The sequence below is a fragment of the Ruixingdingia sedimenti genome, assembly GCF_031432425.1.
GTDB lineage: Bacteria > Pseudomonadota > Alphaproteobacteria > Rhodobacterales > Rhodobacteraceae > Ruixingdingia > Ruixingdingia sedimenti.
Genome location: NZ_JAVKPH010000040.1, coordinates 1 through 26025 on the forward strand (window position 1 = coordinate 1; position 26025 = coordinate 26025).

Sequence of the window (26025 nt, forward strand, 5' to 3'; positions counted from 1 at the left end):
GGTCTTTGTCGATGCTCATACGTGGGTCTCCTCTGAGAGCAGTTACCACGTCAGCGCACAAAATTTAGGATAGTCCCGCTGACCCATGTCGACAGCGGCGAGGTGACCTACCTCAGCTCCATCGAGAACATCCAGTTCGCCACGCCGACCAACAGCGCGCCGACCACCAGCGCCGTCGCCCTGACGGCGGTGGACGAGGATACCGCCAGCGTCACCATCACCGCGGCGCAACTGCTGGCGAATGCGGCGGACGCCGACGACGACGCGCTGACCGTCAGCGACCTGGCGATCGCCACCGGCCTCGGGTCGCTGGTCGATAACGAGGACGGCACCTGGACCTATACGCCCGCGGCGAACGACGACACCGGCGTCACCTTCAGCTATGTCATCTCCGACGGCACCGACACCGTGGCGGGCGAGGCCAGCCTCGACCTGCTGCCCGTGGCCCTGAACGCCCCCGCCGTGACCATCGAGGGCGACACCACTGAAGACGGCCGCCTGAACGCCGCCGAACTGCCCGGCGACATCACCGTCACGGTCAGCCTTGCGGGCACCACCGCGATCGTGGGCGACACGATCAGCGTGACCTACGATTTCGGCGGCACGCCCGTCACGCTGGACCTGCACACCATCACCGCCGATGACCTGACCGCAGGCAGCGTGCAGTTCACCGTACCGGCCGCGGATGGCGAACTCAGCGTCAGCGCCACCATCCAGGAAGGCACGGACGGGGAAACCGCCACCGGCAACGCCTCGATCACCGTCGACACCACGGCGCCGACCGCCACCGCAGCCTTCAGCACCACCGAGATCACCGAAGCCGAAGTGGGCGGCACCCTGACCCTGACGCTGAGCTGGGACGAGGTGATGGACACCTCGGTCGATCCCACCGTCACGCTGACCCCCCTGCCGGAGGGGCTGACGCTGGCCTCGGCCGAATGGGACGGCAATGATTATGTCGTGACCTGGAACATCGGCGATGCGGATGTGGACCTGACCACGGTCGCGCTGTCCGTCACCGGCGCGCAGGATCTGGCGGGCAACGCGCAGAACCCGGTGGCCGAGGCAGAGGCCCTCACCTTCGACACCCACAGCCCGGTGGTGGTGGCCGAGGAACTGACCGGCACGGTGACGGAAATCGCCGACGACGCGGATGGCGAAAACGCCACCACCCTGACCGCGACCGGCGACATCGACTTCACCGACAACGAACACGGCAACGTCCACACCGCCGTCGTGACCCCGCAGGGCGACGACTATGTGGGCACCTTCCTTGCCGGCTTCAGCAACCCGGCGACGGGCGACGGCGAAGGCACGCTGACCTGGACCTTCGACATCGCTGACAGCGCCATCGACTATCTGGGCGCGGGCGACAGCATCACGCAGGACTACGAGGTCCGGGTCGAGGACGGCACGGGCGGCAGCTTCACCCGCATCGTGACGGTGACGATCCAGGGCACCAACGACCTGCCGGTGATCACCGGCACGGCGACGGAAGACCTGACCGAGGGCGATACGCCCCTGACCGCCAGCGGCACGCTGGAGGTGGCGGATGTGGATACCTCCGACACCGTGACGGTGACGGTGAACGCGGTGGCGGCCACCGGCGCGCAGGGTGCGCTGGACAATGCGGATCTGCTGGCCATGCTGTCGGTCAATCCCGACGCGGTGATCGCGGCGGGCGCGACCTCGGGCACCATCGCCTGGTCGTTCGACTCGGATGCCGAGACCTTCGACTATCTCGACGCCGGCGCGACGCTGGAACTGGTCTATACGCTGCGCGTGGCCGACGGCACCGGCCATACCGACCATACCGTCACCGTCACCATCACCGGCACCAACGACACGCCGGTGGCAGTGGCCGCCACCGACGCCGCCAATGAAGACGACGCGGCGATCAGCGGCGCGCTGACCGCGACCGACGCGGACGAAAGCGCGGCCCTGACCTACGCGCTGGCCGAGGGCCAGGAAGAGGTCGCGGGCTTCACGCTGAACGCGGACGGGACGTGGACCTTCGATCCCGCGGATGACGCCTATCAGTCCCTTGCCGAAGGCGAGGAACTGGTGATCACGATCAACTACACCGTCACCGACGATCAGGATGCCAGCGACAGCAGCACCCTGACCATCACCCTCACCGGCACCAACGACGCCCCGGTGGCCGTGGCCGCAGAGGATACGGCGACCGAGGATGGCGAAACGATCAGCGGCACGCTGACCTCGACCGACGCGGACGATGGCGCGACCGCCACCTACACGCTGGCCGCGGGCCAGGATCCGGTCGCGGGCTTCACGCTGAACGCGGACGGGTCGTGGAGCTTCGATCCCGCGGATGACGCCTATCAGTACCTCGCCGCAGGCGAGCCGCTGGTGGTCACGATCAACTACACCGTCACCGACGACGAGGGCGCCAGCAACGACAGCACCCTGACCATCACCGTCACCGGCACCAACGGCCTGCCCACGATCGCCGTCACGGGTTCCCCCGCGGCGCTGACCGAGGACGAAAATGTCGTCGCCGGCGAGATCGGCGTGGGCGGCACCGTCACCCTGACGGACGAGGACACCGCCGACACCCTGACCCTGACGCACGCGCTGACCGGTTCCGAATGGACGGGCGGCGACCTGACCGAGGACCAGCTGACGGCGCTGACCGCCGGTTTCGCGTCGGACGGCGGCGCGGGCACCTGGGATTACAGCGTCGCGAACGCCGACCTGCAATTCCTGGGCGCGGGGGAAACGGTCACGCTGACCTTCACCCTGACCGTGGATGACGGCACCGTGGTCGCGGCCGAAGGCGTGGAGGCGACCCAGTCCGAAACCGTCACCATCACCATCACCGGCACCAACGACGTGCCGGAAATCGAGGCGGCCAGCCATACCATCACCGACACCGCGGCGCCCGACACGTTCGACGCCATCGAAGGCCAGATGGCGGCCACCGATGCCGACCAGAACGCGGAACTGACCTTCTCGGTCGAGGGGGACGCCAGTGTCGTGCTGAACGGCGGGGCGGCGGATACCTCTTACGGTGAACTGACGCTGAACGCGGACGGCAGCTACAGCTTTGCCCCCGTGTCGGCGGCGGTGAACGCGCTGAAGGCCGGCGAAAGCGTGGTGATCACCTACACCGTGCGCGTCACCGACGATCAGGATGCCTACAGCGAGGAAACCCTGACCTTCACCATCACCGGCGCCAACGACGCCCCGGTGATCCAGACCGAGGGCTCTGTCCTCGATGCGACGGTGACTGAACGCGCCGATGGCGCGCCCACCGAAAACGGGCTGCCCAACCACTCCATCACGCGGGTGATCCACTTCACCGATGCCGAACTGGGCCAGTCCCATTCGGCCACGGTGGTGCCGGTGCTGACCGATGGCGGCGCACCGCTGGCCAGCTATGTCGGCACGCTGAGCGTCAACGTCACCAACACCGCCACGCTGGACGGTGCGGGTGAACTGACCTGGAGCTTCACGGTCGCCGACGGCGCGCTCGACCATCTGCGCGCGGGGGAAACCGTCGTCCAGACCTATCAGGTCAACGTGACCGACGGCACCACCCAGGCCACGCCGCAGTTGATCACCATCACCCTGACCGGCACCAATGATGCGCCGGAAATCAGCGGCTATTCGGCCCCGGCAGACCTGTCGCAGGACGACACGCTGTCCGCGACCGGCACGCTGACCGTGACCGATGTGGACGTGAACGATGCCGTCTCGGCGGAAATCGTGGGCGATGTGGCGGTTGTGGGCGACCAAGGCGATCTGACCACCGAAGCCCTGAACGCCATGTTCGGCATCGACGTGGCCGGTGTGATCGCCGCCGGCGTGACCTCGGGCAGCCTGAACTGGACCTTCACGGCCGCCGACGGCACCTTCGACCATCTGGACGACGGCGAAATCCTGACGCTGACCTACACGATCCGCGTCACGGACGACTCGACCGATGCGGCCACGGCCGATCAGCAGGTGACGATCACCATCACCGGCAGCAACGACGCGCCGACCGTGACCGGCGCGACGGTGGCGGCGACCGAGGACACCGCGCATACGGTGACGCTGGAAGACATCGGCTATGCGGATGTCGATGGCGACGATCTGGCCTCGATCACCATCACGGCGGTGACGGGCGGCACGCTGACGCTCGACGGGGTGGACGTTACCATCCCCGTCACGGTGACGGCGGCGGATCTGGCCGGTGGCCTGCTGGTCTTCACCCCCGATGCCGATCTGAACGGCACGGGTGCGGGCAGCTTCACCTACACCGCCAATGACGGCGATGCCGACAGCGCCGCCGGCACGGTGACGTTCGACATCACCGGCGTGGCCGACACCCCGGACCTGACGGTGACGGGAACGGCCTCGGGCGACGAGGATGGCGGCGCCATCGGCCTGACCATCGCGGCGGCGCTGACCGACCTCGACGGGTCGGAAAGCCTGACCATCACCGTCGCGGGCGTGCCCGATTGGGCCACGCTCAGCGCCGGGACGGACAACGGCGACGGCACCTGGACGCTGGCGCCGGGCGATCTGGCGGGGCTGACCATCACCCCGACCGCGAACAGCGCCGGCACCATCGAGCTGACCGTGACCGCCACCGCGACCGAGGATGACGGCGACACCACCACCACCGAAGCCCAGACGATCACGGTGACGGTGGAGGCGGTGGCCGACACCCCGACGCTTTCGGTGACGACAACGGCCTCGGGCGACGAGGATACCGCCATCGAGCTGAACATCGCGGCGGCGCTGACCGACACCGACGGGTCGGAAAGCCTGGCCATCACCATCGCGGGCGTGCCCGAAGGGGCGGTGCTCAGCGCCGGGACGGACAATGGCGACGGCACCTGGACGCTGACGGCGGAGGATCTGACGGGGCTGACCATCACCCCGGCGGAAAACGACAATGCCGACTTCACCCTGACCGTCACCGCCACGGCGACCGAAGCCAGCAACGACGACAGCGCGACCACCACCACGCAGACCATCGACGTCACCGTGAACCCGGTGAACGACGATCCGGTGGCGGCGGACGACACCTTCGCCGTGACCGAGAACTCTCTGGGTCTGTTCAACGTGCTGGTGAACGACACCGACGTCGAGGGCAACACGCTGACCGTGACCGGGCTGGCGGATGCGGGCGACGGCAGCGTCACCGGCGGGGGCCAGACCATCACGCTCGGCACCACGGGCGGGTCTGCCGCCGTCTCGGGCGCGGTGCCGGGGACCATCACCACCGATCTGGGGGCGACGGTCACGCTGCAACAGAACGGGCAGCTGGTGTACGACATGCTGTCGTCCGACGGCGGGCGCGCCTACAACCATCTGGGCGCGGGCGACACGATCGAGGACAGCTTCACCTACACCATCACCGACGGGAACGGCGGCACGAGCACCGCGACCGTCCGGGTGACGATCACCGGGGTGAACGATCCGGTCGACGCACGCAACGACACGATCGTCGCGACCGAGGGCGGCGCCGGCCTGACCGGCAACGTCACCGACAACGACATCGACGTCGATGCGGGCGACACGTTCCAGATCACCTCTGTGACCGCAGGCAGCAACGTGACCTCGGTGGTTTCGACCACCGAAGCCCACACGATCACGCTGTCCAGCGGGGCGGTGGTGACGCTGAACCGCGACGGCAGCTACAGCCTGAACCTCGAAACCCTGGCCGAGGGCGAAGCGGCGACCGGCTCCTTCACCTATGTGGTGCAGGACTCGGGCGGCACCTCCGATGTGGCCACGGTGACGCTGAACCTGACCGGGGCGAACGATGCGCCGGCGGTGGCGGGGCCGATCGACCTCGGCGCCATCGACGAGGACGGCTCGCGCCTGATCACCCAGGCCGAACTGCTGGCCGGAGCCAGCGATGTAGACGGCGACGCGCTGAGCGTCATCAACCTCACCGCTTCTTCGGGCACGCTGGAAGACAACGGCGACGGCACCTGGACCTTCACCCCGGATGCCGATGACGACACCGGTGTCACCTTCAGCTTCGATGTCTGGGATGGCCATGATGCCACCGCCAACACCGCGACGCTGGACCTGACCCCGGTCAACGACGCGCCCGTGGTGGCCTTCGACGGCGGAACGGTCGAGGAAAACGCCGCCAGCGGCACCGTGGTCGCCTCGGTCGTCGTCAGCGACATCGACTCGAACCCGGCGCTGGCCAGCATCACCCTGCTGGACGACGCGGACGGCCGCTTCGCGGTGGTCGGCACGAACATCGTGGTGGCCAGCGGCATCCTGCTCGACTACGAGCAGAACCAGAGCCACCAGATCACCGTGCGCGTCACCGACGAACACGGCGGCATCACCGATCAGGTCCTGACCATCGTGGTCGGCGACCAGTCGCCGGAAAACGTGCTCGGCGGGGACGGCGATGACGTGATCGTCACCGACAGCGGCAACGACACGCTGAACGGCGGGCTCGGGGCCGACACGATGACGGGCGGCGCGGGCGACGACATCTATGTCGTGGACAACGCCGGCGACGTGGTGGTGGAACTGGCGGGCGAAGGCACCGACCTGGTGCAAAGCTCGATCACCTACACCCTGGGCGCGACGCTGGAAAACCTGACGCTGACGGGGGCCGACAACATCGACGGCACCGGCAACGCCGGGGACAACGTGCTCACCGGCAACGGCGGCGACAACCTGCTTTCGGGTCTGGACGGCAACGACCTGCTCAACGGCGGGGCTGGCGATGACACGCTCAACGGCGGCGCCGGGGACGACGAACTTCTCGGCGGCGCAGGCAACGACCAGTTGCTCGGCGGCCAGGGCACCGATGTGTTGCGCGGTGCTGCGGGCATGGACACGTTGCGTGGCGGCGGCCAGCGCGACCTGCTCTATGGCGGGGCGCAGGCGGACCTGTTGCAGGGCGATGGCGGCAACGACCTGCTGGTCGGCGGCGGCGGGGCGGACACGCTCTCCGGTGGCGACGGCAACGACCGGCTGGTCGGCGGTCTGGGCAAGGACCTGCTGTTCGGCGGCGCGGGGGCGGACCAGTTCATCTTCCGCTCTGCCGCAGAGGCGGGTGCGGGCGGCGGACGCGACGTGATCGGGGATTTCGAGAGCGGAATCGACAAGATCAACCTGAGCGCCATGCAGGACGGCATGTCCTTCATCGGAACCGGGGGCTTCACCGGCATCGCCGGGGAGGTCCGCTTCAACCGGGCGCAGGGGACGGTCATGGGCGACCTCGACGGCGACGGCGTGGCGGATTTCGCCATCGAACTCACCGGCGTCACCGGCATCACGGCGGATGACTTCATCTTCTGAGGCCCTGATCTTCTGAGGCCCTGTCCGGGCTGCTGACGGGGGGCCGAAAGGCCCCCCGTTTTCTTTTGCCGCACCGCCACCCGCATGAAAAAACCCGCCGGCCCCGGGGGGCGGGCGGGTCCAGGCCCGGATCGGGACGGCGCGGCCTCAGGCCCCGCGCGGCGGGATCGCGATATTGTCGATCAGCCGCACCGGGCCCAGCCAGGCCGCCGCCAGCAACCGTGCGGGCACCCCGGGCGCCGTCAGCGGGCGCAGGTCGTCGGCCGCGCGCAGTTCCAGATATTCGACCGAGGCATAGCCCGCCGCGACGACTTCCGCCCGCGCGGCCTCCAGCGCGGGGGCCAGCGCCCCGCCCGCGGCCAGCGCCGCCGCCACGCGGCCCATCGCCTGCGGCAGGGCGGGGGCGATGGCGCGCTCGGCCGCACTCAGCCGCATGTTGCGCGACGACAGCGCCAGCCCGTCGCCTTCGCGCACCGTGGGGCAGCCGATGACCGCTATGGGGATGTTCAGGTCGCGCGCCAGCCGCCGGACGACCAGCAGTTGCTGATAATCCTTTTCACCGAAATAGGCGCGGTCCGCCCCCGTCATCAGGAACAGCTTGGCCACCACCGTCGCCACGCCGTCGAAATGCCCGGGCCGGTGCGCACCGCACAGCCCCGCACTGACGCCTTCGACCGACACGGTGGTGGAAAAGCCCTGCGGATAGACATCCTCGACATCCGGCACAAAGACCGCATCCACCGCCAGCGGCGCCAGCAGTTCGGCATCGCGCCCTTCGGTGCGGGGATAGTTCGCCAGATCCTCGGGGTTGTTGAACTGGCGCGGGTTGACGAAGATCGTCACCACCACCCGGTCGGCGCCTTGCCTTGCCGCGCGCACAAGGCTCAGGTGCCCTTCGTGCAGCGCACCCATCGTCGGCACCACGGCCACGGTTTCGCCCGCCCGCCGCCAGCCGGCGACGGCGGCGCGCAGCGCGGCCAGACCACGCAGGATCGGCGCCGCGTTCATGCGCCCGCCCCCGCGGTATCGGCGAACACATGCTCCGCCCCCGGAAAGGCCCGGGCGCGCACATCGGCGGCATAGGCGGCGATGGCGCGGTCGGCCTCTGATTCCAGTTCCGCGTAACGCTTGACGAATTTCGGGCGGAAATCGCTGAAAAGGCCCAACATGTCGTCCACCACCAGCACCTGCCCGTCGCAGGCCGGCGAGGCGCCGATGCCGATCGTGGGCACCGCCAGTTCCGCCGTGATCCGCCGCGCCAGCGGTTCCGTCACCTTTTCCAGCACCATGGCAAAGGCCCCTGCCCCCGCCACCGCCCGGGCATCGGCCAGAACGCGGTCGGCATCCGCGCCGCGGCCCTGCACCCTGTAGCCGCCAAGCGCATGCACCGCCTGCGGCGTCAGCCCCACATGCCCCACCACCGGAATGCCGCGCGCCGTGAGGAAACCCACCGTTTCGGCCATATGCGCGCCGCCTTCCAGCTTGACCGCCGCCGCCCCGGTTTCCGCCATCAGCCGCGCGGCATTGCGGAACGCCTCGGCCGGCCCGGCCTCGTAGCTGCCGAAGGGCATGTCGATCACCATCAGCGCGCGCTTCAGCCCCCGCGCCACCGCCCGGCCGTGCAGCACCATCATCTCCATCGTCACGCCGAGCGTATCGGGAAGGCCATGCAGCACCACCCCGACGCTGTCGCCCACCAGCGCCAGATCGCAGTGCCGGTCCACCAGCCGGGCCATCGGCGTCGTATAGGCCGTCAGGCAGACCAGCGGCGTGCCTCCCTTGGCGGCGCGGATATCCGCCGGCGTGACCGGGCGCGCCGGTGCCGATGCGCTCATTTCCGTTATCCTCCCCTTACGTAAACGGATCTCCTCTACACGCTGCAAAGCAGCATTTCCACCCTTTCCACCCATAGGGAGCCGCTTGATACGGCACGGGAAAAGACCGATCATCACCCATCGGGCGAGGAACCCGCCGCGCCCGCAGCCCAGGAGCCGGAGGAAACCATGTTGACCCGCCTGAAACTCAGCGCCGCGGTGCTGGCGCTGGCAGCCGCCCCGCTGGCCGCCTTCGCCGCACAGGACACGATCACCGTCGGCATGCAGCTTGAACCGCCGAACCTCGACCCGACCTCGGGCGCGGCGGCGGCGATCCGCGAAGTGACCTATGCCAACCTTTACGAGGGGCTGACACGGTTCGGCCCCGACGGATCCGTCCAGCCGGGGCTGGCCAGCACCTGGGAATCGCAGGAGGACGGCAAGATCTGGACCTTCCGCCTGCGCGAGGGGGTGAAGTTCCACGACGGCACCACGATGGATGCCGAGGATGTGGTGTTCACGCTCGACCGCGCCCGGGCGGCGGACAGCACCAATGCGCAAAAACAGCTCTTCGCCGGGATCGAGACGGTCGAGGCGGTGGATCCGCTGACCGTGCGTGTCACGCTCAAGACGCCGGACGGGAACTTTCCCTTCAACATGGCCTGGGGCGATGCGGTGATCATGGGGCCGGAATCGGTGGCCGGCAACGCCACCAACCCCATCGGCACCGGGCCGTTCAAATTCGGCACCTGGGTGCAGGGCGACCGGGTGGAACTGGTGGCGAACCCCGACTACTGGGGCGAGGCGCCGAAGCTGTCGAAGGCGACGTTCAAGTTCATCTCGGACCCGACCGCCGCCTTTGCGGCGATGATGGCGGGCGATGTCGATGCCTTCCCCGTCTATCCCGCGCCCGAAACGCTCGACCAGTTCAAGGCCGACCCGCGGTTTTCGGTGATCGTCGGCACGACCGAGGGCGAAACGATCCTCGCCATGAACAACAAGCAGCCGCCGCTGGACAATGTGAAGGTGCGCGCGGCCATCGCCCATGCCATCGACCGGCAGGAACTGATCGACGGGGCGATGTTCGGCTATGGCACGCCCATCGGCACCCATTTCGCCCCCCACCACCCGGATTACGTGGACCTGACGGGCCTGTCGGCCTTCGACCCCGAAAAGTCCAAGGCCCTGCTGGCAGAGGCCGGTGTGACGGTGCCGAAGCTGCGGCTTGCCCTGCCGCCGCCGGCCTATGCCCGCCGCGGGGGCGAACTGATCGCCGCGCGGCTGCGCAACGTGGGGATCGAGACCGAGATTTCCAACCTCGAATGGGCGCAGTGGCTGGAACAGGTGTTCAAGGGCAAGGACTTCGACCTGACCATCATCAGCCATGTCGAGCCGATGGACATCAACATCTACGCCCGGCCCGACTATTACTTCCAGTACGGCAAGCCGGAATTCGTGGCGATCCTGGACAGGCTGTCGGCGACGGTGGATGCGGCGGCGCGGTCGGATCTGCTGAAACAGGCGCAGACGATGATCGCCGAGGATTACGTGAACGCCTATCTGTTCCAGCTGCCCAAGACCGGCGTGGCGAATGCCAGGATCAAGGGCCTGTGGGAAAACACCCCCGCCCCGGCGATCGACCTGACCGGCGTCTGGTGGGAGGACTGAGTGCGCAGGCCGGGGCCCGCCCCGGCCTACCGGCCGTTTCCGCGCGCGAAAGGCGAAGACCCATGACCGATATGTTGCAGCGCCTGACCCGCGCGGGCATCGCGCCCGAAATCACCCGGCCCCCGCCCGACCGCGTGCTGGCGGGCGATCCGGTGCATACTGCCTGGAACGTCGAGGACCGCGACGGGCTTTTCGCCGGGATCTGGCAATCCACCCCCGGCACATGGCGGGTGGTCTATGACGAATGGGAATATGTCCGCATCCTCGAAGGCGTCTCGATCCTGACGCCAGAGGGCGGCGTGCCGGTCACGCTGCGGGCGGGCGACGCCTGGATCATCCGCCCCGGTTTCCGCGGGACGTGGGAGGTGGTGGAAACCACGGTGAAGGACTACGTGATCCGGGCTTAGGGGGTCACGTTCAGCCCGGCCCGGCGGGCATGCCGCCCTACCCCGCCGCGCGCAGGATGCCGTCCGGCCCCTCGGCCAGCCGCCCTTCCAGCCGCAGCGATTCGGCCATGCTGCGCACCTTGACCGGGGCGCCCATGGGCACGCGGTCGTAAAGGTCGATGATGTCCTGGTTGAACAGCCGGATGCAGCCCGCGATCGTATCGTGGCCAATGGCGCTGGTTTCCTGCGTGCCGTGGATGCGGTACATCGTATCCCGCCCGCCCCGATAGAGATAAAGCGCCCGCGCACCGAGCGGGTTCGGCGGCCCGCCCGGCAGGCCGCGGGCATAGGGCGCGTAATGTTCCGGGTGCATGCGGATCATGTTCGCCGTCGGCGTCCACGAGGGCCAGACCGCCTTGCGCCGGATCGCGGCGGTGCCGGCGAAATTCCGCCCCTCCCACCCCACGGCGATGCCGTAGCGGAAGGCCCGCTGCGGCCCCGTCACCAGATAGAGAAACCGCGCATGCGGATCGACCACGATGGTGCCGGGGCGTTCCGGCCCGGTATAGGCCACCGTCACCCGGCGATTGCGGGGCGGCAGATGGGCGGCGGGCACGGCATGGACGGTGAAGCCGCCATCCACCCGCGCGGCATAACGCGCCGCCACATCCGGCGGCAGGCCCTGCGCCGGGGCCTCGATGCAGCCCGTCAGCGCCAGCGCACCCGCGCCCAACAGCAGGTCCCTTCGCTGCATCCGGCCCCCCTTTCCGGGCCCGCGCACCGCCGGGGCGGGGCGGGCTCAGTCCTCCGCCAGTGCGACCAGATCGTCGGTCTGGGGCGCGGGATCCTCCGGCAGCGGGCCGCCGAGCTCGATCGCCTCTGTCAGCGTGCGCACCTTCACGTTCTGGCCGGATTCGGCCCTTTCGTAGAGGTCGAGGATATCGTGATTGTAAAGCCGGATACAGCCCGCCGAGGTGGCATGGCCGATGGACGTGTAGTCGCCCGTCCCGTGGATGCGGTACATCGTATCCCGGTTGCCCCGGTAGAGGTAGAGCGCCCGCGCACCGAGGGGGTTGAGCGGCCCCGGTTCCATCCCCCCCGCCAGTTCGGCGTACATTTCCGGCATCGTGCGGATCATGTTCTTGGTCGGCGCCCAATAGGGCCATTCGGCCTTGCGCCCGACATAGGCGCTGCCCCTGAAATCGCGGCCTGCCTTGCCCACGGCGATGCGGTACCTTTGTGCCGTCCCGCCATCCTCGACGAAGTAGAGGTATTTGTGATGCGGATCCACGACGATCGTGCCCGGCTTTTCCGGCCCGTTGTAGCTTACCTGCGTGCGGCGGTTTTCCGGGGGGACATAGCTGGGCGGTACGGCGGGGATCACATGGCCGCCATCCTCGATCTGGCCATAGCCATCGACCGCCGGGGGCTCTGCCGGGGCGGGCGGGTCCGCACAGGCGGCAAGCAGCGCGACCAGCGCCAAAGCCGCAGTACGATGCAGGATGCGGGTGCCGGAGCGGCGGAAATGCAAGAACAAGGCCGTAATCCTTCCTGGCGGCGCCGGGGCGCCCCTTGACTGCGGCATTTCGACCGGCAGGCGGCGGCGGGGTCAAGCCCTGCCCGGCCATGGGCCGAAATTTCCGCACGTTGTTGCACGTCACCCCAACCCGCAACCCCGCCCCTGGGTTCCACGCAACATCCTATGGGGCAAAAGAAAACCCCCGCACGCGGCGCGTGCGGGGGTTTCCGGGGGCCCGAAAGGGGCCCGCGGATCATTCGTCGCGGCTCTCGATCGTGTCCACGAGGCCCGATTCGATCTCGGTGTCCATCACGTCCATCGGCGCGGCCAGTTGCGCGGCCGCCTCTGCCTCTGCCCGGCGTTCCTCGATCACCTTGTGGTCGCGGTCGGCGGCGATCTTGCGCACCCGCGTCGTCGCCCCGCCCGTACCCGCCGGGATCAGCCGGCCGACGATGACGTTTTCCTTCAGCCCCACCAGCTTGTCGCGCTTGCCCTGGACCGAGGCCTCGGTCAGCACGCGGGTGGTTTCCTGGAACGACGCGGCAGAGATGAAGCTGCGCGTCTGGAGCGACGCCTTGGTGATGCCCAGAAGCACGGGTTCCCCCGCCGCCGGACGGCCGCCGCGGGCGAGGACCTTGGCGTTTTCTTCCTCCAGTTCCGCCTTGTCCACCTGTTCGCCCTTCAACAGGGTGGTGTCGCCGGAATCGAGGATCTCGATCTTCTGCAGCATCTGGCGGACGATCACCTCGATATGCTTGTCGTTGATCTTCACGCCCTGAAGCCGGTAGACGTCCTGCACCTCGTCGATCAGGTAGTTCGCCAGCGCCTCGACCCCCATGATCCGCAGGATGTCGTGCGGGGCGGGGTTGCCGTCCATGATGTAGTCACCCTTCTGCACGAAGTCGCCTTCCTGCACCGGGATGTGCTTGCCTTTCGGCACCATGTACTCGACCGGGTTGTGGCTTTCGTCCACGGGCTCGATCGCGATGCGGCGCTTGTTCTTGTAGTCCTTGCCGAAGCGGACATAGCCGTCGAGTTCCGCGATGATCGCGTGATCCTTCGGGCGCCGGGCCTCGAACAGTTCCGCCACGCGGGGCAGACCCCCGGTGATGTCCTTGGTCCGGGCGCCTTCGCGCGGGATACGGGCCACCACGTCGCCGGCCTTGACCTCCTGCCCGTCCTCGACCGACAGGATCGCGTCCACCGACATCGGATAGCTGACCGGGTTGCCCTGGTCGTTGCGCACGGGTTCGCCCGTTTCCGGGTCCATGATGATGATCTCGGGCTTGAGATCGCCGCCACGGGGGGCCGACCGCCAGTCGGACACGATCTTCTGCGTCATGCCGGTGGCTTCGTCGGTATCCTCGCGCACCGAGAGGCCCGAGACGAGATCCACGAACCGCGTCACACCGGCCTTTTCGGCGATGATCGGCAGGGTGTAGGGGTCCCATTCGAACAGCTTGGTGCCGCGCTTGACCTGTTCGTCCTCGCGCACGAACAGCTTGGCGCCGTAGGTCAGCTTGTGCGCCGCGCGTTCCTGGCCCGCGTCGTCGACGATGACCACCTGCATGCTGCGGCCCATGACGATCTGTTCGCCATTGGCGTTTTCCAGCACGCTGGCGTTGCGGAACACGATCCGGCCTTCCTGGCTGGCCTCGAGGAACGACTGCGAGCCGCCCTGCGCGATGCCGCCGATGTGGAAGGTCCGCATCGTCAGCTGCGTGCCGGGTTCGCCGATGGACTGCGCCGCGATGATGCCCACGGCCTCGCCCACGTTCACCATCGTGCCGCGGGCAAGGTCGCGCCCGTAGCAGGTGGCGCAGACGCCTTCCTCGGCTTCGCAGGTCAGGGGCGAACGGATGCGCACGCTGGCCACGCCCGCGGTCTCGATCGCATCGGCCTTGCGTTCGTCGATCAGCACGCCGCGCGCCACCAGCACCTCGTCGGTGCCCGGGACCATCACGTCCTCGGCCACGACCCGGCCCAGGATCCGCTCGGCCAGCGAGGCCACGACCTCGCCGTCGTTCACCGCCGCGCTTGCGGTGATGAAACGGTCGGTGCCGCAATCCTGGCTGCGCACGATGCAGTCCTGCGCCACGTCCACCAGACGCCGCGTCAGATAGCCCGAGTTCGCGGTCTTCAACGCCGTATCCGCCAGACCCTTCCGGGCCCCGTGGGTGGAGTTGAAGTATTCGAGAACGGTCAGGCCTTCCTTGAAGTTCGAGATGATCGGCGTCTCGATGATCTCGCCCGAGGGTTTGGCCATCAGGCCGCGCATGCCGCCCAACTGCTTCATCTGCGCGGGCGAACCCCGCGCGCCCGAATGCGACATCATGTAGACCGAGTTCGGCTCTTTCTCGGCCCCCGCATCGTCGGTGCGCACGGCAGAGATTTCGGCCATCATCTCGGCCGCCACCTTGTCGGAACATTTCGACCAGGCATCGACGACCTTGTTGTACTTTTCGCCCTGGGTGATCAGGCCGTCCATGTACTGCTGTTCGAATTCCTTCACCTGTTCGCGGACTTCGTTCACGATGTCCCACTTGGTGCCGGGGATCAGCATGTCGTCCTTGCCGAAGGAGATCCCGGCCTTGAACGCCTCGCGGAAGCCCATGCCCATGATCTGGTCGCAGAAGATCACCGATTCCTTCTGCCCGCAGTAGCGGTAGACGGTGTCGATGACGTTCTGCACGTCCTTCTTGCGCAGCAGGCGGTTGACCAGTTCGAACGGCGCCTTGGCGTTCAGCGGCAGCAGATTGCCAAGCCGCAGGCGGCCGGGCGTGGTCTCGTACCGCTTCCAGACCTCGTTGCCTTCCTCGTCGATCTGCCGGATGCGCGCGGTGATGCGGGCGTGCAGATGCACGGCGCCGGCGGCCAGCGCATGTTCCACCTCGTCGACGTTGGCGAACTTCATGCCCTCGCCGACCATGCCCTTGCGTTCCATCGTGGTGTAGTAGAGCCCCAGAACCATGTCCTGCGACGGCACGATGATCGGCGCGCCGTTGGCGGGCGACAGCACGTTGTTGGTGGACATCATCAGCACGCGCGCTTCCAGCTGCGCTTCCAGCGACAGCGGAACGTGCACGGCCATCTGGTCGCCGTCGAAGTCGGCGTTGAAGGCCGAACAGACCAGCGGGTGAAGCTGGATCGCCTTGCCCTCGATCAGGATCGGCTCGAACGCCTGGATGCCAAGGCGGTGCAGCGTCGGCGCACGGTTCAACAGGACGGGATGTTCGCGGATGACCTCATCCAGAATGTCCCAGACCTCGGGCCGTTCCTTTTCCACCAGCTTCTTCGCCTGCTTGACGGTCGAGGAAAGCCCCTTCGCCTCCAGCCGCGAATAGATGAACGGCTTGAACAACTCCAGCGCCATCTTCTTCGGCAGGCCGCACTGGTGCAGCTTGAGTTCCGGCCCGGTCACGATGACCGAGCGACCCGAGAAGTCGACCCGTTTGCCCAGAAGGTTCTGGCGGAAGCGGCCCTGCTTGCCCTTGAGCATGTCCGACAGCGATTTCAGCGGGCGCCGGTTGGTGCCCGTGATCACGCGGCCGCGGCGGCCGTTGTCGAACAGCGCGTCCACCGCCTCTTGCAGCATCCGCTTTTCGTTGCGCACGATGATGTCGGGCGCGCGCAGTTCGATCAGCCGCTTGAGGCGGTTGTTGCGGTTGATGACCCGGCGGTAAAGATCGTTGAGGTCCGAGGTCGCGAACCGGCCGCCGTCCAGCGGCACCAGCGGGCGCAGTTCCGGCGGGATCACCGGCAGAACGGTCAGCACCATCCATTCCGGGCGGTTGCCGGATTCCAGGAAATGCTCGACCACCTTCAGCCGCTTGATGATCTTCTTGGGCTTGAGTTCCCCGGTCGCCTCTTTCAGGTCCTCGCGCAGCTGTTCCGCGGTCTGGTCGAGGTCGATGTTCGCCAGCATCTCGCGGATCGCCTCGGCGCCGATATTGGCGGTGAAGGCGTCGGCGCCGAACTGGTCCTGCGCGTCGAGGTATTCTTCCTCGGTCAGCAGCTGGCCATAGGTCAGATCCGTCAGGCCGGGCTCGATGACGACGTAGTTTTCAAAGTAGAGGATGCGTTCCAGATCGCGCAGCGTCATGTCCAGCATCAGGCCGATGCGCGACGGCAGCGACTTGAGGAACCAGATATGCGCGACGGGTGCTGCCAGTTCGATATGGCCCATGCGTTCGCGGCGCACCTTTTGCAGCGTGACTTCCACGCCGCATTTCTCGCAGACGACGCCGCGATACTTCATGCGCTTGTATTTGCCGCAGAGGCATTCGTAATCCTTGATCGGCCCGAAGATCCGGGCGCAGAACAGCCCGTCGCGTTCCGGCTTGAAGGTCCGGTAGTTGATCGTTTCCGGCTTCTTGATCTCGCCATAGGACCACGACAGGATCCGTTCCGGCGAGGCCAGCGAGATCTTGATCTCGTCGAAGGTCTTGACGGGCGCCACCGGGTTGAACGGGTTGGCGGAGGAGGTGATTTCCTGGTTCATTTCCAAATCCTTGAAAGGGGGCGAAGGAGGCGGGCCGGGGCAAGCCCCGGCCTACGGACCGCAGGGTGGATGATCACCGCCGCGGTCACTCCTCCTCCGCATCCAGGAGTTCCATGTTCAGGCCGAGGCCGCGGACTTCCTTGACGAGCACGTTGAAGCTCTCGGGGACGCCCGCCTCGAAGTTGTCCTCGCCCTTGACGATCGACTCGTACACCTTGGTCCGGCCGGCCACGTCGTCCGACTTCACCGTCAGCATCTCTTGCAGGGTATAGGCGGCGCCATAGGCTTCCAGCGCCCAGACCTCCATTTCCCCCAGACGCTGACCGCCGAACTGCGCCTTGCCGCCCAGAGGCTGCTGCGTGACGAGGCTGTAGGGCCCGGTCGAGCGCGCGTGCAGCTTGTCGTCGACAAGGTGGTGCAGCTTGAGCATGTATTTCACGCCCACCGTGACCTTGCGCTGGAACTTCTCGCCGGTGCGGCCGTCGAACACCTCGGACTGGCCCGAGGTGTCGAACCCGGCACGCCGCAGCGCGTCGTTCACATCCGCCTCTTTCGCACCGTCGAAGACCGGCGAGGCGATCGGCACGCCGCGGGTGACGAGCCCGGCCTTCTCGACCAGTTCGTCCTCCTCCAGCCCGTCGAAGGCGGCGTCATAGGTCTCGTCGCCATAGGCGAAGCGCACGGCCTCCTTCACCGGGGTAAGGTCGCCCGAACGGCGGTAGCCCTGCAACGCCTCGTCGATGCGGATCCCCAGGCCGCGCGCGGCCCAACCCATGTGGGTTTCCAGGATCTGGCCCACGTTCATCCGGCTCGGCACGCCGAGCGGGTTGAGAACGAGGTCCACCGCGGTGCCGTCGGCGAGGAAGGGCATGTCCTCCATCGGCACGACCTTGGACACGACGCCCTTGTTGCCGTGACGGCCCGCCATCTTGTCGCCCGGTTGCAGCTTGCGCTTCACCGCGACAAAGACCTTGACCATCTTCATCACGCCCGGGGGCAGATCGTCCCCGCGGCGGACCTTTTCCACCTTGTCCTCGAACCGGTGGTCGAGCGCGCGTTTCTGCGCCTCGAACTGGTCGTGCAGCGCCTCGACCTCTTTCGCATCGGCCTCTTCGCCAAGCGCCAGTTGCCACCAGAGCCCGCGCGACAGCGTACCCAGAAGCTCCTCGGTGATCTCGGACCCGGCCTTGATGCCCTTGGGCCCCTTCACCGCGGTCTTGCCGAGGATCAGCGCGCGCAGACGGGAATAGATGTTGCGTTCCAGGATCGCGAGTTCGTCGTCGCGGTCGCGGGCGAGGCGTTCGACCTCTTCCCGCTCGATCTGGAGCGCGCGTTCATCCTTGTCCACGCCGTGGCGGTTGAACACCCGCACCTCCACCACGGTGCCATAGGCCCCGGGCGGCAGACGCAGCGAGGTGTCGCGCACGTCGCTGGCCTTTTCGCCGAAGATCGCGCGCAGCAGCTTTTCTTCCGGCGTCATCGGGCTTTCGCCCTTGGGGGTGATCTTGCCCACCAGAATGTCGCCCGGCTGCACCTCGGCGCCGATATAGACGATGCCCGCCTCGTCGAGGTTGCGCAGCGCCTCTTCGCCCACGTTCGGGATGTCGCGGGTGATTTCCTCGGGGCCCAGTTTCGTGTCACGCGCCGCGACCTCGTATTCCTCGATATGGATCGAGGTGAACACGTCATCCTTCAGGATGCGTTCCGAGATCAGGATCGAGTCTTCGTAGTTGTAGCCGTTCCAGGGCATGAAGGCGACGACCACGTTCCGCCCCAAAGCCAGTTCCCCCATGTCGGTGCAGGGGCCGTCGGCGATCACCTCGCCCCGCCCGACACGTTCGCCCACCTTCACCAGCGGACGCTGGTTGATGCAGGACGACTGGTTGGACCGCTTGAACTTGCGCAGCCGGTAGATGTCGACCCCCGGCTCGCCGGGTTCCAGCATCTCGGTCGCGCGGACCACGATCCGCTGCGCATCCACCTGGTCGATGACCCCGGCCCGGCGCGCCATGATCGCCGCGCCCGAATCGCGGGCCACGACGCCCTCGATCCCGGTGCCGACGAAGGGCGCATCCGATTGCAGCAGCGGCACCGCCTGACGCTGCATGTTGGAACCCATCAGCGCGCGGTTGGCGTCGTCGTTTTCCAGGAACGGGATCAGCGAGGCCGCGACCGACACCAGCTGTTTCGGCGACACGTCGATCAGGTCCACCGCATCGGCCGGGTTCAGCATGAACTCGCCGCCCTTGCGGGTGGACACGAGTTCGTTCACGAACCGCCCGCTGTCGTCCAGATTGGCGTTGGCCTGGGCGATGGTGTGGCGCATTTCCTCGGTGGCGGACAGATACACCACGTCATCGGTCACCTGCGCCTCGCGCACCTTGCGGTAGGGGGTTTCGATGAAGCCGTACTTGTTCACCCGCGCGAAGGTGGCGAGGGAGTTGATCAGGCCGATGTTCTGGCCTTCGGGCGTCTCGATGGGGCACATCCGGCCGTAGTGGGTCGGGTGCACGTCGCGCACCTCGAAGCCCGCACGTTCGCGGGTCAGACCGCCCGGGCCAAGCGCCGACAGGCGGCGCTTGTGCGTCACCTCGGACAGCGGGTTGGTCTGGTCCATGAACTGGGAAAGCTGGCTGGAGCCGAAGAATTCCCGCACCGCCGCCGCCGCCGGTTTCGCGTTGATCAGGTCCTGCGGCATGATCGTGTCGATTTCGACCGACGACATGCGTTCCTTGATCGCGCGTTCCATCCGCAGCAGGCCGACGCGGTACTGGTTTTCCATCAGTTCGCCGACCGACCGGACCCGGCGGTTGCCGAGGTGGTCGATGTCGTCGATCTCGCCCTTGCCGTCGCGCAGTTCCACCAGCCCCTGGATACAGGCGATGATGTCCTCGCGGCGCAGCGTGCGCTGCGTGTCCGGCGCGTCCAGATCCAGCCGCATGTTCATCTTGACCCGGCCCACGGCCGACAGGTCATAGCGTTCGCTGTCGAAGAACAGGCTGTCGAACAGGTTCGCCGCGGCGTCCAGCGTCGGCGGCTCGCCCGGGCGCATGACGCGGTAGATGTCCATCAGGGCACCTTCGCGGTTCATGTTCTTGTCGGCGGCCATCGTGTTGCGGATGTAGGGGCCGACGTTCACGCCGTCGATGTCCAGCACCGGGATCTCGGTGATGCCCTTGTCCAGCAGCGCCTTCAGCGACCCGCCCTTGACCGCGCCGTCGCGATCCAGTTCCTCGGTCAGCTCGTCGCCGGCCTCGACCCAGATCTCGCCGTTGCTTTCGTCGATGATGTCCTTGGCGACGAAACGGCCGAGGATCTGTTCATAGGGAACCAGCAGTTCCTTGACCTTGCCCTCGTCCATGATCTTCTTGACCATGCGGGGGGTCATTTTGTCGCCGGCCTTGCAGATCACCTCGCCGGTCGCGGCATCGACCAGATCGAAGGACGGACGGGTGCCGCGCACGCGTTCGGGGAAGAACCGGGTGACCCAGCCACGGCCCTTTTCCAGACGATAGGTCACGGTGTCGTAATAGGCATCCATGATGCCTTCCTGATCCATGCCGAGCGCATAGAGCAGCGTCGTCACCGGCAGTTTCCGGCGGCGGTCGATGCGCGCGAACACCAGATCCTTGGCGTCGAATTCGAAATCCAGCCACGACCCGCGGTAGGGGATGATCCGGCAGGCGAACAGCAGTTTGCCCGACGAATGCGTCTTGCCCTTGTCATGGTCGAAGAACACGCCGGGGCTGCGGTGCATCTGGCTGACGATGACCCGTTCGGTGCCGTTGACCACGAAGGTGCCGTTCGCGGTCATCAGGGGCATGTCGCCCATGTAGACATCCTGTTCCTTGATGTCCTTCACCGACCGCGCGCCGGTGTCCGCGTTCACATCGAACACGATCAGGCGCAGCGTCACCTTCAGCGGCGCGGCATAGGTCATGTCGCGCTGCATGCATTCGTCGACGTCGTATTTCGGCTTTTCCAGCTCGTATTTCACGAATTCGAGCACGGCGGAATCGTTGAAGTCCTTGATCGGGAACACCGACTGGAACACCCCCTGGATGCCCTCGCCGTCGCCCGGCCGGTCGCCGTCGCCCGATTTCAGGAACAGGTCGTAGGAGGATTTCTGAACCTCGATCAGGTTCGGCATCTCCAGGACTTCGCGGATCTTGCCATAGTAGCGCCGGATACGCTTCTGGCCGACATAAGCTTGCGCCATGCTCGTGGTCACCTTTCGTCTGTGGCGCGGCCGACCCGTGGGCCTCGGGGGCGGCGCCTGCGAACGCGGGGGTGGGTTCCATTCCTGCCGGCCCTGCCAAAGACCGGCTCCCGAACCCGGACCTTCCCTTGAGGAGGGCTTGCGCGCAAGCCGCCTTCAAGACAGGTCCGGCCGGGCCCGACTATCCGTCGGACCCGGCCAAGATCATGCGGTCAGGATGCGTCGCGCATCCCGGCCGATCACTTCAGCTCGACCTTGGCGCCAGCCTCTTCGAGCTTTTTCTTCATCGCTTCGGCGTCGGCCTTGGAGATCTGCTCCTTCACCTTGCCGCCGGCTTCCACCAGATCCTTGGCTTCTTTCAGGCCCAGGCCGGTGATCGCGCGCACTTCCTTGATCACGTTGATCTTGTTGGCGCCCGCGTCGGTCAGCACGACGTCGAACTCGGTCTGCTCTTCGGCCGGGGCCGCAGCAGCGCCAGCAGCCGGGCCGGCAACCATGACGGCGCCGCCGGCGGCCGGCTCGATGCCGTACTTGTCCTTCAGGATGGTTTTCAGTTCCTGGGCTTCCAGGAGGGTCAGGCCAACGATGTCTTCGGCCAGTTTGTTCAGATCAGCCATTTTTCCGTTCCATTCGGTTCAAGATGGGGTCCAACGTCGAGATTTCTACCCGACGAAGGCATTTCGTTCAGCTCAGGCAGCTTCGCGTTCCTCAAGCGTCGTGAGGATGCCCGCGATGTTCGCGCCAGGCGCGCCGATCGCACCGGCGATGGCGGAAGCCGGGGCGCCGAGGCACGACACGATCTGAGCGATAAGCTCTTCACGCGACGGCATCGCAGCCACGGTTTTCACACCGGCCGGGTCGAGAACCGTATCGCCCATCGCGCCGCCGAGGATCACGAATTTCTCGTTCTTCTTGGCATAGGCGTCCGAGACCTTCGCCGCGGCGACGGGATCCTCGGAATAGGCGAACACGGTCATGCCCTTGAGCAGATCGGCCATGCCCGAACCGGGCTTGCCTTCAAGGGCGATCTGGGCGAGCTTGTTCTTGGCGACGCGCACGGACCCGCCCACGGCACGCATTTCCGCGCGCAGGTCCTGCATCTGAGCAACCGTCATGCCTTCGTAGTGGGCAACCACCACGACGCCAGAGCTTTCGAAGATCTGGCCGAGTTCCTCGACCACTTTCTCTTTCTGGGCTCTATCCACAGTTTCACTCCAAGTGTGGGGGTTTCCCCCCGGCTCATGTCAGCCCGCCGGATGGCGGGCATTCGGGTCCGCTGACAGGGTCCCGAGATCCAGACCGCCCGAGGCGATGCCCCGGAATTCCGTTCCCGTTTCCCATCTCGGGAAGGATATTAAGCGGGTATCCCCGCACCCTCCGTCTCGGACAGGACGGGGCGTTTCCGCCCCGCCATCCCGGCCCTTGCGGGACGGGAATTCCATCGGGGTGCCATCCGGCACCCCCTCGGATCACTTCGCCGTGGCCGAGGCCAGATCGACGCTGACGCCGGGGCCCATGGTCGAGCTGAGCGACACCTTCTTGAGGTAGGCGCCCTTCGCCCCCGAGGGCTTGGCGCGGCTGACGGCATCCACGAAGGCGCGGATGTTCTCGGCCAGCTGGTCGGACCCGAAGGACACCTTGCCGACGCCGGCATGGATCACGCCCGCCTTTTCGACCTTGAACTGGACCTCGCCGCCCTTGGCGTTCTTCACCGCGGTCGCCACGTCCATCGTCACCGTGCCGACCTTGGGGTTCGGCATCAGGTTGCGCGGGCCGAGGATTTTCCCCAGACGGCCGACCAGCGGCATCATGTCCGGCGTCGCGATGCAACGGTCGAACTCGATCTTGCCGCCCTGGATGGTTTCCAGCAGATCCTCGGCGCCCACGATGTCGGCGCCCGCCGCCGTGGCCTCGTCGGCCTTGGCGCCGCGCGCGAACACCGCCACGCGCACCGTCTTGCCGGTGCCGTTCGGCAACGTCACCACGCCGCGGACCATCTGGTCGGCATGGCGCGGGTCGACGCCCAGGTTCATCGCGATCTCGACCGTCTCGTCGAACTTCGCCGAGGCCGCCTGCTTGATCAGGCCCACCGCGTCCTCGACCGAAAGGTTGGCCTTGTCGGCAAAGACTTCACGCGCCGCGCGCGTCCGTTTTCCAAGCTTCGCCATGACTTACCCCTTGACCTCAATGCCGCAGGACTTGGCCGAACCAAGGATGATCTGCATCGCCGCTTCGACGGAATTGGCGTTCAGGTCCTTCATCTTGGCCTGGGCGATCTCGCGCACCTGCGCGACGGTCACGGTGCCCGCGACCACGCGGCCCGGCTTTTCCGAACCCTTCATGCGGCTGCGCTTGCCGACCGGCTTGAGCCCCGCGGCCTTCTTGAGGAAGTAGGACGCCGGCGGGCTTTTCAGTTCCAGGCTGAACGACTTGTCCTGGTAATAGGTGATCACGACCGGGGTCGGTGCGCCCGGCTCCATGTCGGCGGTCTTCGCGTTGAATTCCTTCACGAAGGCCATGATGTTCAGACCGCGCTGGCCGAGCGCCGGGCCAACGGGCGGCGACGGGTTCGCCTGCCCCGCCTTCACTTGCAGCTTGAGGCTGCCGATTACCTTCTTGGCCATGCGGCCTCTCCTTTGTCACAGCCCCCGAGGGGGCGGTTTAGTGGTCCGGCCCCGGTCGCCCGGCAGCCTCCCACGGATGCACGTCAGGCGACCTTGGTCACCTGTGTGAATTCCAGTTCGACCGGCGTGGCGCGGCCGAAGATCGACACCGTGACCTTCAGGCGGCTCGCCGCCTCGTCCACGCCCTCGACCATGCCCTCGAACCCCTCGAAGGGCCCGTCGGTGACAGTCACCTTCTCGCCGATGTCGTAACGGATCAGGCTGCGCGGCGCTTCCTGCCCCACTTCGACGCGGTTGAGGATCTGGTTCACCTCATCGTCGCGCATCGGCATCGGCTTGCCCTGGGGGCCAAGAAAGCCGGTGACGCGGTTGATCGAGCTGATCAGGTGATAGCCGCGGTTCGACATTTCCATCCGCACCAGCACATAGCCCGGCATGAAGCGGCGCTTGGAAGTCACCTTCTTGCCGCGGCGGACCTCGATCACCTCTTCGGTGGGAACGAGAACCTCTTCGATCTCTTCCTCCAGCCCGGCATCGGCGACGGCCTGCCTGATCTGCTCGGCGATCTTCTCCTCGAAGTTCGAGAGAACGCTCACCGAATACCACCGCTTCGCCATTCCACGTCCACCCTGGCCGTTGCCCGGGTCGCCCCGGAATTCCTGTCTTGCGGGCGCGCCGCACCCTTGCGGGAACAAAAAACAGCGCGCATGCCGAATCGATGCACGCCGGTCCCCACAAAACAGCGCCCCGGATACAGGGCCGCGGCGCCGAATTCAAGGGGACCGCCGCAGATTCCGTCAGCCGACGAGATCGAGCAGAACCGTCAGCCCGGTGCGGATCAACAGGTCCACGATGAAGAAGAACAGCGCCGTCAGCGCCGCCATCACGAAAACCATGACCGTGGTCAGCATGACCTCGCGCCGCGAGGGCCACGTGATCTTGCCCGCCTCCGAGCGGACCTGCTGCATGAACTGGAAGGGGTTCGTCTTGGCCATGACCTGTCCTGCCTGGGGCTTTGGGGCCAGATACGCGCTTGGCCGGGGAAATTCAAGCGGCCTGCGCGTGTCGGGCGGCGCAGGGGGCATTCTGCCCCCTCTTGGCTGCGCCAATTCACCCCCTGAGGATATTTTCAGACAGAAAGTGAGGAAAGGCGCGGTGCCCGCAGGCCGGCGCACGCCCCGGCATGCCGGGCGCGAACCTGCAACGATGTCGGGAAGGCCTGGCAGGGGCAGAGGGACTCGAACCCCCGACCCTCGGTTTTGGAGACCGATGCTCTACCAACTGAGCTATACCCCTAGGCCTGAGCGGGGGTTAAGCCAGCGCATCGGGGAAATCAAGGGGCAACCTGCGGGGCGCGGCGGAAACCGCGGTCAGCGGCCCGCGGGCGGGATGTCGAAATGCAGGACCTCCTCGCGCCGCCCGAGGCTTTCGTAAAGCGCGATGGCCGGGGCGTCGCCGCGGTCGGCCTGCACGAAGATCACCCAGGCGCCGCGGTGGCGGGCCTCTTGCTGCAACAGGCGGATCAACCCGCGGGCGATGCCGCGGCGGCGGTGGGTTTCGGCCACGGCGAGGTCGTAGAGGTAGATCTCGCGCCGCGCGCTTTCGAACTTGGGCAGCACATATGCGGCAAGCCCGCCCACCACATGGTCCCCGGCCACCGCCGCCAGCGCGATGAAACCGTCACCGGCCAGCATGCCGCGCAGCCAGTCGTCGGGGGGCGGGTCGCCGGCACAGGTCTGCGGTTCGTCAAACACCGCGCCGAAAAGGTCCAGCAGCCCGCGCATCAGCGCCAGGTCCTGCGGCCCGAGCCGGATCAGGTCGATCCCCGCCATGGCATCCTCCTTTGCGCCAGACTGCCACGCGCCCGGCCAAAAGAAAACGCGCGGGGGAAGCCCCCGCGCGTTCCTGCCGTGATCCTGCCGATCAGGCGATGATTTTGGAGACGACGCCTGCGCCGACGGTGCGGCCGCCTTCGCGGATGGCGAAGCGGAGCTTTTCTTCCAT

Annotated in this window: 17 protein-coding genes and 1 tRNA gene; 3 read left to right on the forward strand and 15 right to left on the reverse strand. The window is 66.9% G+C overall.

All coding sequences use genetic code 11. The features are described 5' to 3' along the window. The first annotated feature begins 102 nt into the window (after positions 1–102). A complete protein-coding gene (locus RGD00_RS20305) occupies positions 103–7290 on the forward strand; it encodes a VCBS domain-containing protein (RefSeq protein WP_310459077.1) in 7188 nt (2395 codons plus the stop codon). Between the two features lie 147 nt (positions 7291–7437). Here the strand turns inward: RGD00_RS20305 and panC are convergent, their stop codons facing one another. Together panC and panB are read right to left on the reverse strand one after the other, a co-directional pair. After that, positions 7438–8298, reverse strand: a complete 861-nt coding sequence (gene panC, locus RGD00_RS20310; RefSeq protein ID WP_310459078.1) for a pantoate--beta-alanine ligase — start codon at positions 8296–8298, stop codon at positions 7438–7440. Beyond that, positions 8295–9125, reverse strand: coding sequence for a 3-methyl-2-oxobutanoate hydroxymethyltransferase (gene panB, locus RGD00_RS20315; RefSeq protein ID WP_310459079.1), 831 nt, complete (start codon positions 9123–9125; stop codon positions 8295–8297). Before panB ends, panC begins: the two co-directional genes overlap by 4 nt. Positions 9126–9293: 168 nt before the next feature. Here panB and RGD00_RS20320 point away from each other — a divergent pair, with 168 nt between their 5' ends. After that, complete coding sequence (locus tag RGD00_RS20320; RefSeq protein ID WP_310459080.1) at positions 9294–10772, forward strand: ABC transporter substrate-binding protein; 1479 nt, start codon at positions 9294–9296, stop codon at positions 10770–10772. Positions 10773–10834: 62 nt separating this feature from the next. Continuing rightward, the gene (locus RGD00_RS20325; protein ID WP_310459081.1) at positions 10835–11179 is read left to right on the forward strand and encodes a cupin domain-containing protein; all 345 of its coding nucleotides are present in this window, start codon (positions 10835–10837) and stop codon (positions 11177–11179) included. A gap of 37 nt (positions 11180–11216) precedes the next feature. Here RGD00_RS20325 and RGD00_RS20330 read toward each other — a convergent pair whose 3' ends face one another. The 13 genes from RGD00_RS20330 to RGD00_RS20390 form a co-directional block, all read right to left on the reverse strand. Beyond that, positions 11217–11912 carry a L,D-transpeptidase gene (locus tag RGD00_RS20330; RefSeq protein WP_310459082.1) on the reverse strand — a complete coding sequence of 232 codons (696 nt, stop codon included), beginning with the start codon at positions 11910–11912 and terminating at the stop codon, positions 11217–11219. A gap of 45 nt (positions 11913–11957) precedes the next feature. Further along, the gene (locus tag RGD00_RS20335) at positions 11958–12695 is read right to left on the reverse strand and encodes a L,D-transpeptidase (protein WP_310459083.1); all 738 of its coding nucleotides are present in this window, start codon (positions 12693–12695) and stop codon (positions 11958–11960) included. Between the two features lie 235 nt (positions 12696–12930). Continuing rightward, positions 12931–17178 carry a DNA-directed RNA polymerase subunit beta' gene (gene rpoC / locus RGD00_RS20340; RefSeq protein ID WP_310459084.1) on the reverse strand — a complete coding sequence of 1416 codons (4248 nt, stop codon included), beginning with the start codon at positions 17176–17178 and terminating at the stop codon, positions 12931–12933. A gap of 85 nt (positions 17179–17263) precedes the next feature. Next, on the reverse strand, positions 17264–21397 hold the full coding sequence (rpoB, locus tag RGD00_RS20345) for a DNA-directed RNA polymerase subunit beta (protein ID WP_310459092.1): 4134 nt from the start codon (positions 21395–21397) through the stop codon (positions 17264–17266). 239 nt (positions 21398–21636) lie between these two features. Next, on the reverse strand, positions 21637–22014 hold the full coding sequence (gene rplL, locus RGD00_RS20350) for a 50S ribosomal protein L7/L12 (protein ID WP_310459085.1): 378 nt from the start codon (positions 22012–22014) through the stop codon (positions 21637–21639). A gap of 72 nt (positions 22015–22086) precedes the next feature. After that, on the reverse strand, positions 22087–22602 hold the full coding sequence (gene rplJ / locus RGD00_RS20355) for a 50S ribosomal protein L10 (protein ID WP_310459086.1): 516 nt from the start codon (positions 22600–22602) through the stop codon (positions 22087–22089). A 264-nt stretch (positions 22603–22866) separates the two neighbouring features. After that, on the reverse strand, positions 22867–23565 hold the full coding sequence (gene rplA / locus RGD00_RS20360; protein ID WP_310459087.1) for a 50S ribosomal protein L1: 699 nt from the start codon (positions 23563–23565) through the stop codon (positions 22867–22869). Positions 23566–23568: 3 nt separating this feature from the next. Next, on the reverse strand, positions 23569–24021 hold the full coding sequence (gene rplK / locus RGD00_RS20365; RefSeq protein WP_310459088.1) for a 50S ribosomal protein L11: 453 nt from the start codon (positions 24019–24021) through the stop codon (positions 23569–23571). An 83-nt stretch (positions 24022–24104) separates the two neighbouring features. Then, positions 24105–24638, reverse strand: coding sequence for a transcription termination/antitermination protein NusG (nusG, locus tag RGD00_RS20370; protein ID WP_310459089.1), 534 nt, complete (start codon positions 24636–24638; stop codon positions 24105–24107). Positions 24639–24818: 180 nt separating this feature from the next. Beyond that, positions 24819–25016 (reverse strand): preprotein translocase subunit SecE, encoded by a 198-nt coding sequence (secE, locus tag RGD00_RS20375; protein WP_310459090.1) that lies wholly within the window; start codon positions 25014–25016, stop codon positions 24819–24821. Between the two features lie 225 nt (positions 25017–25241). After that, positions 25242–25317 (reverse strand) — tRNA-Trp (locus RGD00_RS20380). A gap of 74 nt (positions 25318–25391) precedes the next feature. Continuing rightward, a complete protein-coding gene (locus RGD00_RS20385) occupies positions 25392–25853 on the reverse strand; it encodes an AAC(3)-I family aminoglycoside N-acetyltransferase (RefSeq protein WP_310459091.1) in 462 nt (153 codons plus the stop codon). A 91-nt stretch (positions 25854–25944) separates the two neighbouring features. Further along, a partial coding sequence (locus RGD00_RS20390) for an EF-Tu C-terminal domain-related protein (RefSeq protein ID WP_082525877.1) occupies positions 25945–26025 on the reverse strand: 81 nt, incomplete at its 5' end.